Source organism: Streptomyces sp. NPDC048349 (assembly GCF_040651925.1).
GTDB lineage: Bacteria > Actinomycetota > Actinomycetes > Streptomycetales > Streptomycetaceae > Streptomyces.
On sequence record NZ_JBEZLA010000013.1, the window covers coordinates 57,920 to 71,944 of the forward strand.

Annotated in this window: 15 protein-coding genes and 1 tRNA gene; 10 read left to right on the forward strand and 6 right to left on the reverse strand. The window is 72.2% G+C overall.

Annotated elements, in window-relative coordinates:
- The first annotated feature begins 18 nt into the window (after window positions 1-18).
- The 3 genes from AB0D44_RS10245 (at window position 19) to glmS (ending at window position 3,248) form a co-directional block, all read left to right on the forward strand.
- A complete protein-coding gene (locus AB0D44_RS10245; protein WP_362587333.1) occupies window positions 19-939 on the forward strand; it encodes a DUF4429 domain-containing protein in 921 nt (306 codons plus the stop codon).
- A 97-nt stretch (window positions 940-1,036) separates the two neighbouring features.
- Complete coding sequence (locus AB0D44_RS10250; protein WP_069920372.1) at window positions 1,037-1,312, forward strand: hypothetical protein; 276 nt, start codon at window positions 1,037-1,039, stop codon at window positions 1,310-1,312.
- A gap of 118 nt (window positions 1,313-1,430) precedes the next feature.
- Window positions 1,431-3,248: a glutamine--fructose-6-phosphate transaminase (isomerizing) gene (glmS, locus tag AB0D44_RS10255; RefSeq protein ID WP_362587335.1), complete on the forward strand. Its 1,818-nt coding sequence runs from the start codon at window positions 1,431-1,433 to the stop codon at window positions 3,246-3,248.
- Window positions 3,249-3,328: 80 nt separating this feature from the next.
- On the opposite strand, the gene AB0D44_RS10260 is transcribed toward glmS, so the two are convergent.
- Both AB0D44_RS10260 and AB0D44_RS10265 read right to left on the reverse strand, forming a co-directional pair.
- Window positions 3,329-3,898, reverse strand: a complete 570-nt coding sequence (locus AB0D44_RS10260) for an acetate uptake transporter (protein ID WP_362587337.1) — start codon at window positions 3,896-3,898, stop codon at window positions 3,329-3,331.
- Between the two features lie 98 nt (window positions 3,899-3,996).
- Complete coding sequence (locus tag AB0D44_RS10265; protein WP_362587340.1) at window positions 3,997-4,530, reverse strand: universal stress protein; 534 nt, start codon at window positions 4,528-4,530, stop codon at window positions 3,997-3,999.
- A 323-nt stretch (window positions 4,531-4,853) separates the two neighbouring features.
- On the opposite strand from AB0D44_RS10265, the gene AB0D44_RS10270 reads away from it, so the two are divergent.
- From AB0D44_RS10270 to AB0D44_RS10285, 4 genes are all read left to right on the forward strand, one after another.
- Entirely contained in the window at window positions 4,854-5,303 is a 450-nt protein-coding gene (locus AB0D44_RS10270) for a hypothetical protein (protein WP_362587343.1), read from the forward strand.
- A 376-nt stretch (window positions 5,304-5,679) separates the two neighbouring features.
- Window positions 5,680-6,852: a helix-turn-helix domain-containing protein gene (locus AB0D44_RS10275; protein WP_362587345.1), complete on the forward strand. Its 1,173-nt coding sequence runs from the start codon at window positions 5,680-5,682 to the stop codon at window positions 6,850-6,852.
- A 137-nt stretch (window positions 6,853-6,989) separates the two neighbouring features.
- Window positions 6,990-7,592: an oligoribonuclease gene (orn, locus tag AB0D44_RS10280; RefSeq protein ID WP_362587348.1), complete on the forward strand. Its 603-nt coding sequence runs from the start codon at window positions 6,990-6,992 to the stop codon at window positions 7,590-7,592.
- A 95-nt stretch (window positions 7,593-7,687) separates the two neighbouring features.
- Window positions 7,688-7,760, forward strand: a tRNA-His gene (locus AB0D44_RS10285).
- A gap of 141 nt (window positions 7,761-7,901) precedes the next feature.
- On the opposite strand, the gene AB0D44_RS10290 is transcribed toward AB0D44_RS10285, so the two are convergent.
- Window positions 7,902-8,732: an NAD(P)H-binding protein gene (locus tag AB0D44_RS10290; protein WP_362587351.1), complete on the reverse strand. Its 831-nt coding sequence runs from the start codon at window positions 8,730-8,732 to the stop codon at window positions 7,902-7,904.
- A 111-nt stretch (window positions 8,733-8,843) separates the two neighbouring features.
- Here AB0D44_RS10290 and AB0D44_RS10295 point away from each other — a divergent pair, with 111 nt between their 5' ends.
- Window positions 8,844-9,344 carry a MarR family transcriptional regulator gene (locus tag AB0D44_RS10295; protein ID WP_362587354.1) on the forward strand — a complete coding sequence of 167 codons (501 nt, stop codon included), beginning with the start codon at window positions 8,844-8,846 and terminating at the stop codon, window positions 9,342-9,344.
- Between the two features lie 217 nt (window positions 9,345-9,561).
- A complete protein-coding gene (locus tag AB0D44_RS10300; RefSeq protein WP_362587357.1) occupies window positions 9,562-11,007 on the forward strand; it encodes an MFS transporter in 1,446 nt (481 codons plus the stop codon).
- Here AB0D44_RS10300 and AB0D44_RS10305 read toward each other — a convergent pair.
- From AB0D44_RS10305 to AB0D44_RS10315, 3 genes are all read right to left on the reverse strand, one after another.
- Window positions 10,928-11,224, reverse strand: coding sequence for a DUF3303 family protein (locus tag AB0D44_RS10305; RefSeq protein WP_362587360.1), 297 nt, complete (start codon window positions 11,222-11,224; stop codon window positions 10,928-10,930). The two genes, AB0D44_RS10300 and AB0D44_RS10305, sit on opposite strands and share 80 nt — an antisense overlap.
- Before the next feature lie 108 nt (window positions 11,225-11,332).
- Entirely contained in the window at window positions 11,333-12,718 is a 1,386-nt protein-coding gene (locus AB0D44_RS10310) for a HAMP domain-containing sensor histidine kinase (RefSeq protein WP_362587363.1), read from the reverse strand.
- Window positions 12,715-13,404 (reverse strand): response regulator transcription factor, encoded by a 690-nt coding sequence (locus tag AB0D44_RS10315; RefSeq protein ID WP_362587366.1) that lies wholly within the window; start codon window positions 13,402-13,404, stop codon window positions 12,715-12,717. The genes AB0D44_RS10310 and AB0D44_RS10315 overlap by 4 nt, the downstream gene beginning before the upstream one ends.
- Window positions 13,405-13,483: 79 nt before the next feature.
- On the opposite strand from AB0D44_RS10315, the gene AB0D44_RS10320 reads away from it, so the two are divergent.
- On the forward strand, window positions 13,484-14,023 hold the full coding sequence (locus tag AB0D44_RS10320; protein WP_362587368.1) for a hypothetical protein: 540 nt from the start codon (window positions 13,484-13,486) through the stop codon (window positions 14,021-14,023).
- Window positions 14,024-14,025: the final 2 nt, after the last annotated feature.

The following is a 14,025-nucleotide window of genomic DNA, read 5'->3' on the forward strand; positions in this document are numbered from 1 at the left end:
CGGTGCGAGAATCGACGGATGGCGGAAATCATCCAGAAGGACGGTACTTGGACCTTCGACGGGGACACGGTGCGCATCGTGCCGGGCCGCGACAAGGGGGTGGGCCTGCTGCGCCAGACGCTCGGCGAACTGGCCGTGCCGCTGCGCGCGCTGGCCGGCATCAGCTTCGAACCGGGGCGCAAGGCGGGCCGGTTGCGGCTGCGGCTGCGTGAGGGCGCCGACCCGCTGCTCCAGGTGACGGGCGGGCGGCTGCCGGACGCCTCCGACCCGTACCGGCTGACCGTGGAGGCGGACCGGGCGGGGGTGGCGGAGTACTTCGTGGACGAGGTGCGCAACGCGCTCCTGCTCGAGCAGGTGGAGACCGGGCCCACCCGCGCGTACCTGCTGCCGGGCCCCCCGGTGCCGATCACGGCGGGCGCGGGCGACGGGACCGCGGCGTTCGACGGGGACCGGGTGTCCCTGGAGTGGAACTGGACGGCCGAGGAGGCCAAGCGCTCCGGGGGGACGCGGGTGTTCCGGGTGGCGGACCTGAGGTCGGTGGAGTGGTCCCCCTCGAAGGGGCTGGGGAGCGGCTGGCTGCGCTTCCTTCCGGCGGGCACCGCCGCGGCGCCCGCCTCGCCCAAGTACGACCCCTTCACGGTGGAGCTCTTCGGTTTCAAGAACGACCCGCTGATGGCGCTGGTCGCGGCGGCGGTGGCGGCCCGGCTGCCCCACCCGGCGGCGGCGCCGGCCGAGGCGGCGGACCCCGCTGCGGGCCTGGGCGCCGGGCCGGCCGGACCGGGCGGGCAGCCGGCGGTGGCGGCCCCGGCGGAGGAGACCGCGGCGGACCACGACACCCTGCTGCGGCGCTTGCGCGAGCTCGGCGAGCTGCACCAGTCGGGGATCCTCACGGCCGATGAGTTCGCGGCGGCCAAGCAGGCCGTTTTGCGCCGATTCTGACCGGATCCATCCATTCCACTGGTCCAGACCAGAAGGATCCTGCCCGATTTCGGGCAGGATCTTTGCGTTCAGCGGCCTGAGCCGCCAGTATCTACGGGTGCTCGATCGCCGTCCGTCGCACGACGACCTCGTCGACCACCTGGTGCGCAGCACCTCGCTGCAGCGAGGCGAGGCCGCCCGGGTGGTCCTCGACGTGCTCGCGTACTTCGACGAGACGACCGAGGAGTTCGTCCGCCGCCGCCACCGGGAACTGCAGTCCGGCGGAGCGGTCAACGCGGAGATCTTCGAGCGGATCGCGGCCGAGCTGCCGCACCGCGCCGTGGCGCCTCCGGAGCTCTCGCTCCGGCAGCTGCGCCGCATCGTCTACGGCTGAGACACGGCGCGAACACGGCAGCGAAGACGCAGCGAAGACGGCAGCGACACGGCAGAGACCACGGCTGGGACCCAGCCACCCGAGCACACGAAGCGAACACCAGGAGGGGCAGAACCGTATGTGCGGAATCGTCGGTTACATCGGCAAGCGTGACGTGGCACCACTGCTGCTGGAAGGCCTGCAGCGCCTCGAGTACCGCGGATACGACTCCGCGGGCATCGTCGTCAACAGCCCGAAGGCCGCGGCCCTGAAGGTCGTCAAGGCCAAGGGCCGGGTCCGCGAGCTGGAGTCCCGCGTCCCCAAGCGCTTCGCCGGCACCACCGGCATCGCCCACACCCGCTGGGCCACGCACGGCGCCCCGAGCGACATCAACTCCCACCCGCACCTCGACGCCGAGAACAAGGTGGCCGTCGTCCACAACGGCATCGTGGACAACGCCTCCGAGCTGCGCGCCAAGCTCGAGGCCGACGGCGTCGTCTTCGTGTCGGAGACCGACACCGAGGTGATCGTCCACCTGATCGCCCGCTCCCTGGCCGACACCCTGGAGGAGAAGGTCCGCGAGGCCGTCAAGGCGATCGAGGGCACCTACGGCATCGCCGTCATGCACGCCGACTTCGCCGACCGCATCGTCGTCGCCCGCAACGGCTCCCCGGTCGTCCTGGGCATCGGCGAGAAGGAGATGTTCGTCGCCTCGGACGTCGCCGCCCTGGTCGCCCACACCCGCCAGGTCGTCACGCTCGACGACGGCGAGATGGCGACCCTGAAGGCCGACGACTTCCGCACCTACACCACCAGCGGTGCCACCACCACCGCCACCCCGGAGACCGTGGAGTGGGAGGCCGCCTCGTACGACATGGGCGGTCACGACACCTACATGCACAAGGAGATCTCCGAGCAGCCCGACGCGGTCGACCGCGTGCTGCGCGGCCGGATCGACGACCGCTTCAACACGGTGCACCTGGGCGGTCTGAACCTGGACCCGCGCGAGGCGCGCGGCATCCGCCGGGTCAAGATCCTGGGCTGCGGCACCTCCTACCACGCGGGCCTCATCGGCGCCGGCCTCATCGAGGGCATGGCCCGGATCCCCGCGGACGCCGAGCCGGCCTCCGAGTTCCGCTACCGCAACCCGGTCGTGGACCCCGACACCCTCTACATCGCCGTCTCCCAGTCGGGTGAGACGTACGACGTGCTCGCGGCCGTGCAGGAGCTCAAGCGCAAGGGCGCCCGCGTCCTCGGCGTGGTCAACGTGGTCGGCTCGGCGATCGCCCGCGAGGCCGACGGCGGCGTGTACGTGCACGCCGGCCCCGAGGTCTGCGTCGTCTCCACCAAGTGCTTCACCAACACCGTCGTGGCCTTCGCGCTGCTGGCCGTGCACCTGGGCCGCATCCGGGACCTGTCGGTCACCGACGGCAAGCGGATCATCGAGGGCCTGCGCAAGCTGCCCGCGCAGATCCAGGAGATCCTCGACGGCGAAGAGGACATCAAGAAGCTGGCGGCCGAGTTCGCCGAGGCCAAGTCGATGATGTTCATCGGCCGGGTGCGCGGCTACCCGGTGGCCCTGGAGGCCTCCCTCAAGCTCAAGGAGATCTCCTACATCCACGCCGAGGCCTACCCGGCCTCCGAGCTCAAGCACGGTCCGCTGGCGCTGATCGAACCCTCGCTGCCGACCGTCGCGATCGTCCCGGACGACGACCTGCTGGAGAAGAACCGCGCGGCGCTGGAGGAGATCAAGGCCCGCAGCGGCCGGATCCTGGCCGTCGCGCACCGCGAGCAGGAGAAGGCGGACCACACCATCGTGGTCCCGAAGAACGAGGACGAGCTGGACCCGATCCTGATGGGCATCCCGCTCCAGCTGCTGGCGTACCACACGGCCCTGGCCATGGGCCGGGACATCGACAAGCCGCGCAACCTGGCGAAGTCGGTCACGGTCGAGTAGTCACCGGACCGCCGCCTTCCCGGCATGCGAAGACCCCCGTGCGCACCGCGCACGGGGGTCTTCGCTCTTCACCGGGGTGCTCAGCCTGCGGCAACCGCGCCGCGGCCCCGGGCCTTGCCCATCGCCATGGGCCAGTGCGCCAGTGCCGCGGTCGCTCCGTACCAGGCCAGCAGGCCGGAGACGGCGGCGACCCAGCCGCCGGCCTTGGCGAGCGCGTCGCTGCCCGCGAAGGAGGCCACGGCCAGCAGGAGGAGGGACAGGGTGAGCAGGGCGTAGACGCCCTGGCCGAACAGGCCGCTCGCCGCGGCGACCGTGAGGGTCAGGGCGAGCAGGGCGAAGAGGACCAGAAACGTTCCGGCGGCTTCGTCGGAGACCGACGCTCCCGCTCCCTTGGCCCAGGTGAACCAGAAGACGCCGAGGCCCGCGAACGCGGTGCCGTTGAACCCGTTGCCGCCGCGGTACTCGAGGAGCCCGAGGAGGAACAGGGCCGCGCCGCCGACGTACATCGCGAGCGACACGGAATCGGCGGCGGTCACTCCGTCGATGACACCGGTGTGGCCGATACCGAATGCGAGAAGGGTGAGACCCAGGGCTATGTGCCCGAGGGTCGAAGTCGAGGCCGTGCTTCCCGCAGAGACACCATTGTCCACGGCGGGCTCCCTTCGATCTGCAGTTGTTTGCTGCGTCCCAGCAGCATTTATCTACCCTTTACACAGGGGCACAACCGCACAATCGGCTTAACAAGCGGTCACGGAATGACAACGACCGGTCGCTGTGCGCGCTTGGCCAGCCGGCCCGCCACCGAGCCGAAGATCCGGCCCACGATCCCGTGCGTGGAGCCGACCACGATCGCGTCGGCCGAATACTCCCGGCCGACCTCCTCCAGCTCGTGGCAGATGTCCCCGCCGCGCTCGACCAGGATCCAGGGCACCTCGGCCAGGTAGTCCGCGCAGGCGAGCTCCAGACCGAGCACCTCGGTGCGGTGGTCCGGCACGTCGACGAAGACGGGCGGCTCGCAGCCGGCCCAGACGGTGGTGGGCAGCCGGTTGGCGACATGGACGATGATCAGACCGGAGCCGGAGCGGCGGGCCATGCCGATCGCGTACGCGAGGGCGCGCTCACTGGAGGTGGATCCGTCGAATCCCACAACGACCCCGTGCCGGAAGGCCGGATCGCAGGGGAGGCGCGTCTGTTCCACCGCGCGCAGATCGGCGGCCGACGAGGGGTCGGCGACCCGTTTGCGCTTGCGGTCCGCGGGTTCGGAGAATTCGTGACCGGCCATGGGTGTCTCGGCGAAGAGGTCCTTGGAGGAAGCAACAGGGGCGTAATTCGGCGACGCTGGGTGACGGAGCTCTGTCCGGGAAGCATCTTCCCAAGCCCATACCCACCAGGGTACGGCGACACTCCTGTCCTGCACAGGGCTTGCCGCCCTTGGAGAGCGTCCCAGGGAGCATGCCGGAGCGAGCGCTCCTTGGCAATGCCCGCTGTCCCCTACAGCCAGTGACGAAAAGCCCCGGCGCCACCCGTGCGCGCAGTGACCGAGCCCGGCCGAGCAGCGTTGGGCATGGGTCCGACCGTTCAGGAAGAGCCCGCAGGGAGCACGCCGTGCCCGGCCATCCGGTACACCCCGTCCAGCCAGCTCAGCCGACGCAGTCCGTCCACCCCTGCGCCGAGACCACCCCGCACCACGCCTCCTCGAACCCTTCCCCCCTTCACTCGTCCGTGCAGCCCGCCCACGGGCGCCGGCACGACGACCCCGCGGGTGACGTCGTGCGCTGGGCCGCCTTCAGCTGCCTGCTCGTGCCCGTGGTCCTCGTCGTGTACGGAACCTCCTTCGGCGGGGCCGCGGCGGCCACCCTCGGCCTGGTCGCTGTGACGGCCGCGTGCCGGGCGCTGCTGCGCTACTCGGAGCGGGCGGAGCGGGCCGTGGCCCGGGCACCGGCGCAGGACCGGCTCGCATCCGCTCCGCGCGGGCGGCATTCGCGCGGCGGGTCGGGTGGACATCGCGTCTGCGGCGGCTCCACCCCGCGCGCGGCACCGTCCCCGCACGACTGACTCATTCGCACACCCACACCCGCACGTTTTCAGCCAACTTCCCGGCAGGGTGCCCCTCTTGCCGGAATGTCCCCCCAACCCCCCTACCACCAGCGACGACAGACACCGGGGGGCGCTGCGACCCTACGGGTACTGGCCACGGGCGGACCCGACGCTTCTCACGCAGGTAGCGGAGCGGAACGCTTCCTGATCGAATGCTTTTCGCCAAGTTGAGAAGTCGACATAGCGCTGCGTGCTGAACTTGTCACGCCGACACCACGGGACGCAGTAGATTCGATCATGTATTTACGGCGGGGGATCCACGTGCAAGGCCGAGGGGAAACGTGCAGGTGCGACCAGACCAAGGAGTCGCGACACCCAAGGGGGGCTTAGCGCCATGAGCCAGGATTCCACCGCCGTCGTCGCAGACGCCGGCCGGAAGCTCGCGGGGCGTCGCCGCAGGGAGATCGTCGCGGTGCTGCTGTTCAGCGGCGGACCAATCTTCGAGAGTTCCATTCCACTCTCCGTGTTCGGCATCGACCGGCAGGACGCGGGAGTTCCACGCTATCGACTGCTCGTGTGCGCCGGAGAGGACGGTCCGCTCAGGACCACCGGCGGACTCGAACTGACCGCGCCGTACGGGTTGGAGGCGATCGCCCGGGCAGGCACGGTCGTCGTGCCCGCATGGCGTTCCATCACATCACCGCCACCGCCGGAGGCGCTCGACGCACTGCGTCTGGCGCACGAGGAGGGGGCCCGGATCGTCGGACTGTGCACGGGAGCCTTCGTGCTCGCCGCCGCCGGTCTGCTGGACGGCCGGCCCGCGACGACGCACTGGATGTACGCGCCGACGCTGGCCAAGCGGTACCCGTCCGTCCATGTCGATCCGCGCGAGCTGTTCGTCGACGACGGGGACGTGCTCACGTCCGCGGGCACGGCGGCCGGAATCGACCTGTGCCTGCACATCGTGCGCACGGACCACGGCAGCGAGGCGGCCGGGGCCCTGGCCCGCAGGCTCGTCGTGCCGCCCCGCCGTACGGGCGGACAGGAGCGCTACCTCGACCGGTCGCTGCCGGAGGAGATCGGCGCCGACCCGCTGGCCGAGGTCGTCGCCTGGGCGTTGGAGCACCTCCACGAGCAGTTCGACGTGGAGACCCTGGCGGCCCGCGCCTACATGAGCAGGCGCACCTTCGACCGCCGGTTCCGCTCCCTGACGGGCAGCGCGCCGCTCCAGTGGCTGATCACCCAGCGGGTGCTCCAGGCACAGCGGCTGCTGGAGACCTCCGACTACTCGGTCGACGAGGTCGCCGGCCGGTGCGGGTTCCGTTCGCCGGTCGCCCTGCGCGGGCACTTCCGGCGGCAGCTGGGGTCCTCCCCGGCCGCCTACCGCTCCGCCTACCGGGCACGACGGCCGCAGGCCGACGTGGCTCAGGTGTCCCAGCTCACGGAGAGCCCGGTCCCGCACCAGCGCACTCCGCAGCCCCAGCGGACGGCGGCGGCCCTGGCCGCGGCGGGTCCGACGGTGACGGAGCTGTACGCCCCCGGCCGGGTCCTGCGGGAACACGCTTAACCCCACGACGGCTACGGCCGGGATCACCTCCCGGCCGTAGCCGGGGGAGAAGGTCCTCCGTCGGCCACCGCCGGCGGGGGACCTTCCGCATGTGCGGTCCGGTCCCGCGAGCTCGGCAACCGCATAAGGTGGGACACATGAACGATCGCATGGTGTGGATCGACTGCGAGATGACCGGGCTCTCGTTGACGGACGACGCACTTATCGAGGTGGCCGCACTGGTCACCGACTCGGAGCTCAACGTGCTCGGCGAGGGCGTGGACATTGTGATCCGCCCGCCGGACGCCGCCCTGGAGACCATGCCCGACGTGGTGCGCGAGATGCACACCGCGTCCGGCCTGCTCGACGAGCTGGCCGGCGGGACCACGTTGGCGGACGCCGAGGCGCAGGTCCTGGCGTACGTACGGGAACACGTGAAGGAGCCCCGCAAGGCGCCGCTGTGCGGAAACTCGGTCGGCACCGACCGCGGATTCCTGCTGCGTGACATGGCCGCGCTGGAGAGCTACATGCACTACCGGATCGTGGACGTGTCCTCCGTCAAGGAGCTGGCGCGCCGCTGGTACCCGCGGGCGTATTTCAACAGCCCGCCGAAGAACGGCAACCACCGGGCGCTGGCGGACATCAAGGAGTCCATCGCCGAGCTGCGCTACTACCGGGAGGCGGTCTTCGTCCCGCAGCCCGGACCCGACTCGGACACGGCCCGCAGCATCGCCGCCAAGTACGTCCTGCCCGCCGAATAGCCGACCCGGAGCCAAGGGCGCGAGAAGGGGGGAGCGAGCACCCTCCCGGACCCTGTACCCTTTTCTTCGGCCGGTCGGTTTTCCGACCGGACATGGTGGGTGTAGCTCAGTTGGTAGAGCACCTGGTTGTGGTCCAGGTGGCCGCGGGTTCAAGTCCCGTCACTCACCCTGCGAAGCAGAGGGGTCTCCGTCCGCGCAAGCGGGCCGGGGCCCCTCTTCTCGTTTCCCGCCTCCTCGAGCCCGCCTTCCCGTTCCCGCCTTCCCGTTGCCTTCCCGTTCCCGCCTTCTCGGACCCGCCGCGGGATCCCGCTACCGGCCCGGGCCGGCGAAGGCGTCTGCGTGATCCTCGGCCCACTGCCCGAAGGTGCGGGCCGGGTGGCCGGTGAGGTGCTCGACGGCATCGGTGATCTCCACGGGGAGGCCGTCGGTCGAGGCCCAGTACTCCAGGAGCGCGTCGGCGTACGGCCCGGGTATGTAGCCCTCGACCTCGGCCTTCCACTGCTCTGCGGAGACGGCCTCGAACGGCAGGGGCCGGCCGAGGGCTTCGCCGAGTATGCGCAGCTGCGCCTCGAACGTCAGCGCCTGCGGTCCGGTCAGGGTGTAGGCGCGCCCGCCGAGCTCCGGGTCGGTCAGGACCGCGAAGGCGGCCTCGGCGAGGTCGGCCTCGTGCACGGGGTCGCAGAAGGAGCCGGGGTAGGGCAGGTGGACCGGTTGGCCGGACTTCAGCGACCAGGCCCAGCCGAGGGCATTGCTCGCGAAGGACCCCGGGCGCAGCAGCGTGGTGCGCAGGGGCGCGGCCGACAGGGCCTGCTCGACGGCGAGATGGGACGCGGACAGCGGGCTGTCGGCGGCGCCTGGGCTCAGGACCGAGGAAGAGGACAGGAGCACGACGTGTTCGACCCCGGCGGTGACGGCCTCCTTGACGAAGGCCTCGACCCCGGACGCCTCGGCGTAGAGGAACACGGAGCGGACCCCCGCCAGCGCTTCCGGAAAGGTCGCCGGGTCGGTGAGGTCGCAGTGGACGGCATCGGGACGGTCGGGCTCCCGGGATCCGAGCCGGTGCGGGAGGCCGCCGGCAGCGAGGAGGGCGGAGAGGCCCCGGGCGACGGCGCCGCGGCTACCGGTGACGAGGATCGACATGACTGGCTCCTTTTTCTAGAATGGACGACGTGACACAGATTCCGCGCCCCGCAGTTTCCGTCTGACACAATCTCTGCGTCACACAGTTAAATTTGGAGCAGGGAGAAGCCGATGTCAACCGATTCCCCCCGTACGGGTGATGAGTGGAGCCGCGCCGAGCTGCTCGCGCGCATCGTCACCGAGAGCCAGCGCCACTACGCCGACTACTCCCTCTTCAACCAGGCCATGGCCGACCACGTCGGGCTGCACCCCACCGACATGCAGTGCGTCGCCCTCCTCGACATGGAGCCCGGCCCGGTCAGCACCGGCGACATCGCCCGCCTCACGGGGCTGACCTCCGGCTCCGCGACCCGCCTCGTCGACCGGCTGGTCAAGGCGGGCATCGTCGAGCGGCAGGCCGACCCGCACGACCGCCGCCGCTCCCTGGTCTCCCTCTCCCCCGAGGCCCGCGAGCGGATCGGCAAGGCCTGGGACACCCCCGGCCGCGCCTTCGGCGCCGTACTCCAGGACTACTCCGACGCCGAACTCGCCGTCATCGCCGACTACCTGCACCGCGCCGCCGAGGTCGGCCGGGCCCAAGCCAAGCGGCTGACCTCGGGCGACGCCGGATGACAGGCGGCTGACGGCGGCTGACGGGCGCACCGGCGCCCGTCCGGCACCCGTCCGGCACCCGTTGGCACCCGTCCGGCACCCGTCCGCGGCCCCCCGAGACCCTCCGGCGCCCGGACAAGGGCTTCCGCGACGGCCCCCGCGCCGGTACGGTCCCCGGGAACGGGCAACGGCGCGCGCCGGAGAAACGGGAGGGTCGGCGTGCGGTAGGAGGTTGTCCGTGACCCGATCCGCCCGATCAGCCCGCCCCGCCCGGCCCGCATCCCCGGCCGCCGGCTTCCGCGGAGTGCTCGCACTCGGCGGTGCCGCCCTCCCCCTCTATGCGTTCCTCGCCCGCCTGCCCGCCGCGCTGTGCCCCATCGGAACGCTCCTGCTCATCAACGAACGCGACGGCATCGGCGACGCGGGCGCCGTGGCCGCCGCCCTCTGGCTGGGCCAGGCCCTCGGCGGCCCCGTCATCGGCCGGCTCGCCGACCGGCGCGGCCACCGCCCCGTCCTGCTCCTCGCCTGCGCCGCCAACGCGGCCGTGCTCCTCGCCCTGGTCGCCGCCGTGCTCGGCGGGCTCCCGCTGCCCGTGCGCATGACACTCGCCGTCGCCGCCGGGCTCACCGTCCCGCAGGTCGGCCCCCTGGCCCGGGCCCGCTGGGCACGGCTGGCCGGCGGACAGGGCAAGGAACACAAGCCGGACAAGGCAGACGAGGCAGCAGAGGCAGCAGAGGCAGCAGAGGCAGAAGGCAAGGAAGGAGAAGACAAGAAAGAAGACAAGGACAAGAAGCTGCTGGACTCCGCCCTGTCCTTCGACACCACCCTGGACGAGGTCGGCTTCATGGTCGGCCCCGCGCTGGCGGGGATCCTGGCCGTGACGGTGCACCCCGCCTCGGCCCTGCTCCTCGCCGCCGCGCTGATCCTCGTCTTCGGAACCCTGTTCGCGGTGCATCCGACCGCACCGGGCCCGACGCGCGCGGCCCCCGGCGCACGGGCCGGCGTACGGCTGTGGTCGCCGGGGCTGGTGCTGCTGTTCGCGATGGCCGTGCTCCAGGGAGCAGCCTGGAGCGGGGCGAACACGGGGGTCAACGCACTCGCCGAGTCGCTGCACGAGCCGGGCGCGGCCGGGCTGGTGTGGGCCGCCATGGCCGTGACCAGCTCGATCGCCGGCTTCGTGACCGTGGCCCGGCCTGGATCGGCAGACCTGGCCGTGCGGCTGCGGTGGACGATCGCCGTCCAGGCGGTCCTCACGCTGCCGCTGCTCGCGGTGACGGGCCTGGTCGGCGCCGCCCTCGCCGTCGCGGGCATCGGGCTGGCCGTGGCCCCGCACCTGATCGCCCTGTTCGGGCTGGTGGAACGGACCGGCCCTGCGGAGCGGATGGGCGAGGCCATGACCGTGGCCGGCAGCGGCCTGATCCTGGGCCAGGCGGTGGCGGCGGCGGCCGCAGGGCCGCTCGCGGCGGCGTACGGCTACCGGGCCGCCTTCGTCGTGGCGTGCGCGGCGGCCGCGGCCTCCGCCGTCCTGGCCGCCGCCGCGGTCTCGGCGGTATCGGCGCTCTCGGCGCTCTCGGCGCTCTCGGCCGTCTCTCCGCCCTCAGCGGCTACGAGGACTGCAACGCCCCCAGCGCCTTCGCCAGTTCCTCGGGACGCATCACCGGACCGACCTCGATCTCGGCGTTGAACTCCTGGAACAGGTCCCACGTCAGCGACGGCATCGCCGCGCTGTCCTGCAGGTCGAAGACGATCCAGCAGGACCGCACGCCCTCGTGCAGGCCGAAGTAGGCCGCCTCCGGCTTGACGGTGTCCATCAGCTTCTTGACCGCCTGGGGCAGGGCCCCGGTCTTGATGCCCTCGTTGGTGGCAGCCGTGTCGAAGTGGGCGCGGAGCATGACTCTCATGCTGCCTCCTTCCCTCACGCCCACCCTGTTCGTCCCGGACGCGGGCGGCAACATCTCGGCCACCGTCCGGGTGGAGCCCCGGCCAGGTCGTCCGTTGCTCCCGTCAGGTCAGTTGCTGCGCCGCTTGCGCCGGCCCCGCCGGGTCCGCACCCCGCCCGAGCCGCCGCGCGTCCGGCCGTCCACGCCGATCCACACCCGCACCTCGGTGCCGCCGAGCACCGAGCGCCCCAGCCGGACGTCACCGCCCGTCGACTCCGCGACGCGGCGCACGATGTCCAGGCCGAGACCGGTCGAGCCGTCGCGTCCGCCGTCGTTGCCGCGGCGCAGGGCGGCGTCCGGATCGGCGATGCCGGGGCCCGCGTCCGAGACGAGCACGATGACGGCGTCCGAGGCGTCGTGGACGTCCACCGCGAACGGGGTGCCCTCGGGGGTGTGCCGGAAGACGTTGCCGAGCATGGCGTCGAGGGCCGCGGCCAGTTCGGGCCGCGCCACGGGGATCCGTACCGTACGGTCCACTCCTGCGAGCCGCACCTCGCGGCCCTCGTCCTCCGCGAGCGCCGACCAGAAGGCCATCCGGTCGCGGATGACCTCGGAGGCGTCGCAGCCGGCGCCGGCGCCGCCGCCCACCGCGGCCGGCGGGCGCTGTTCGCGGGCCGTACGGATGATCGTGTCGACCTCGCGTTCCAGCTGCTCCACCGCCTCGCGGGTCTGCTCGGCGGCCGGGCCGTCGCCGAGCGAGGCCGCGTTGAGCCGCAGCACCGTCAGCGGTGTCCGCAGCCGGTGCGACAGGTCGGCGGCCAGCTCCCGCTCGTTGGCGAGGAGTTCCACCACCTGGTCCGCCATCGCGTTGAACGCGGCGGCTGCCGAGCGGAGTTCCTTCGGTCCGTCCTCCGGCACCCGGGCCCCGAGCCGGCCCTCGCCCAGCTGGTGCGCCGCGTCCGCGAGCCGCTCGGCCGGCCGTACCAGCCGGGCGCCCAGCCGGTCGGCGACCGCGACCGAGCCCACGACCAGGGCCAGCCCGACGCCGGCGAGGATCAGCCAGGCGGTGGTGACGCCGTTGCTGACCTCGCTCTCCGGTACGAAGACCTCCACCACCGCGATGTCACCGGACCCCAGCGCGGTCGGCTGGAGCAGCGCCGAGCCCCCGCCGGGCACCGAGGCCGTCGTGGCGCGGCCGATCCGCCGGGTCTCGGCGACGGCGTGCGCGCCCGCGCGGCCCTCGCCGATGTCCACGGGCGGGCTGTCGCCGATCGCGGGCACGTGGACGGCCATCCGCCGGGCGGCGCCCATCTGCGTGGACTCCACCGCCCTGCGCAGCTGGACCGGGTCGGTGGTGATGGACAGGGTCGGCCCGATGGTGGCGGCCTGCCGCTCGGCGTTGGAGAACGCCCGGTCGCTGGCCATCTCCCGCACCACGAGCCCCAGCGGTACGGCGAAGGCCACGACCACCATGGCGGTGACCGCGAGGCACACCTTGACCAGGGCCCATCTCACTGGGGCGGCTCCAGCTTGACCCCCACACCCCGCAGCGTGTGCAGGTAGCGCGGCCGGGCGGCGGTTTCGCCGAGCTTGCGGCGCAGCCAGGAGAGGTGGACGTCGATGGTCTGGTCGTCCCCGTACGACTGCTGCCAGACCTCGGCGAGCAGCTCGCGCCGGGCGACGACCACGCCGGGCCGTCCGGCGAGGAAGGCCAGGAGGTCGAACTCCCGGCGGGTGAGGTCCAGTACCGTCCCGTCGAGCTCGGCCTGCCGGCGCAGCGGGTCGATGGCCAGTCCGCCGACGCGCAGCACGCGCGAGGGAGGCTCGGCGCCGGCCGCGGCGCGGGCCCGGCGCAGGACGGCGGCCATCCGGGCCGAGAGGTGTTCCACGGAGAAAGGTTTGGTCAGGTAGTCGTCGGCGCCGTCGTTGAGCAGCCGGACGATCTCCGCCTCGTCGTCGCGCGCGGTCGCGATGATCACCGGTACGTCGGTGATGCCGCGCAGCATCTTGAGCGCTTCCGACCCGTCGAGGTCGGGCAGCCCGAGATCGAGGATGACCACGTCGAACCGGTGGTGGGCGACCTCGCGCAGCGCCTCCAGGGCCGTGCCGACGCTCCGCACGGTGTGCGAGGCCTCGGTCAGGTGCCGGATGAGGGCGGAACGTACGAACTGGTCGTCCTCGACCACGAGCACACTTGCCATGGCCCGCACCGTAGCCCATTCGGGCGACCCGGGGAGGTGGCGAGCCGGCTCTGTGACGGGTGGTGCAGTATGTCCCCTGATGCAGCGAGGTCTTGTACATGCCATGGCTTGGACGCTGGCGACCGGAGCGGCGGTGACGCTGTCCTGGTGGGGCGTGCACACCGTCATGTCCGGCACGGCCTACGACCGCCCGCTCGCTGTTCCGCTGACCACCCAGCCGCTGTCGTCCTCGACGCGGCACTCGCCGTCCCCGGCGCCGGAGGTCTCCCCGACCGCCTCGCCGGGCCCGCAGGCGCCGGCCTCCGCGTCCGTCTCGGCGTCGGCGCCGGCGTCCGGTTCCTCCCCGGCCGCCACGGCCTCCTCCGCCAAGCCGTCGCCGAAGGCGTCCTCGCGCGGGGGCAACGTGAAGGCCTACCCGGTCTCGGGCGGCCGGGTGGTCTTCGACCTGGGCGCTTCCTCCGCCGAGCTGGTCTCCGCGACCCCGGCCGCCGACTGGCGGATGCAGGTGTGGAAGCAGGACTACTGGATCCGGGTCACCTTCACCCGGGACGGCCGCGAGGTGTCGGTCTTCTGCACCTGGCACGACCACCCGCCGGTCGTCGAGATCGTCGATCCCTGACG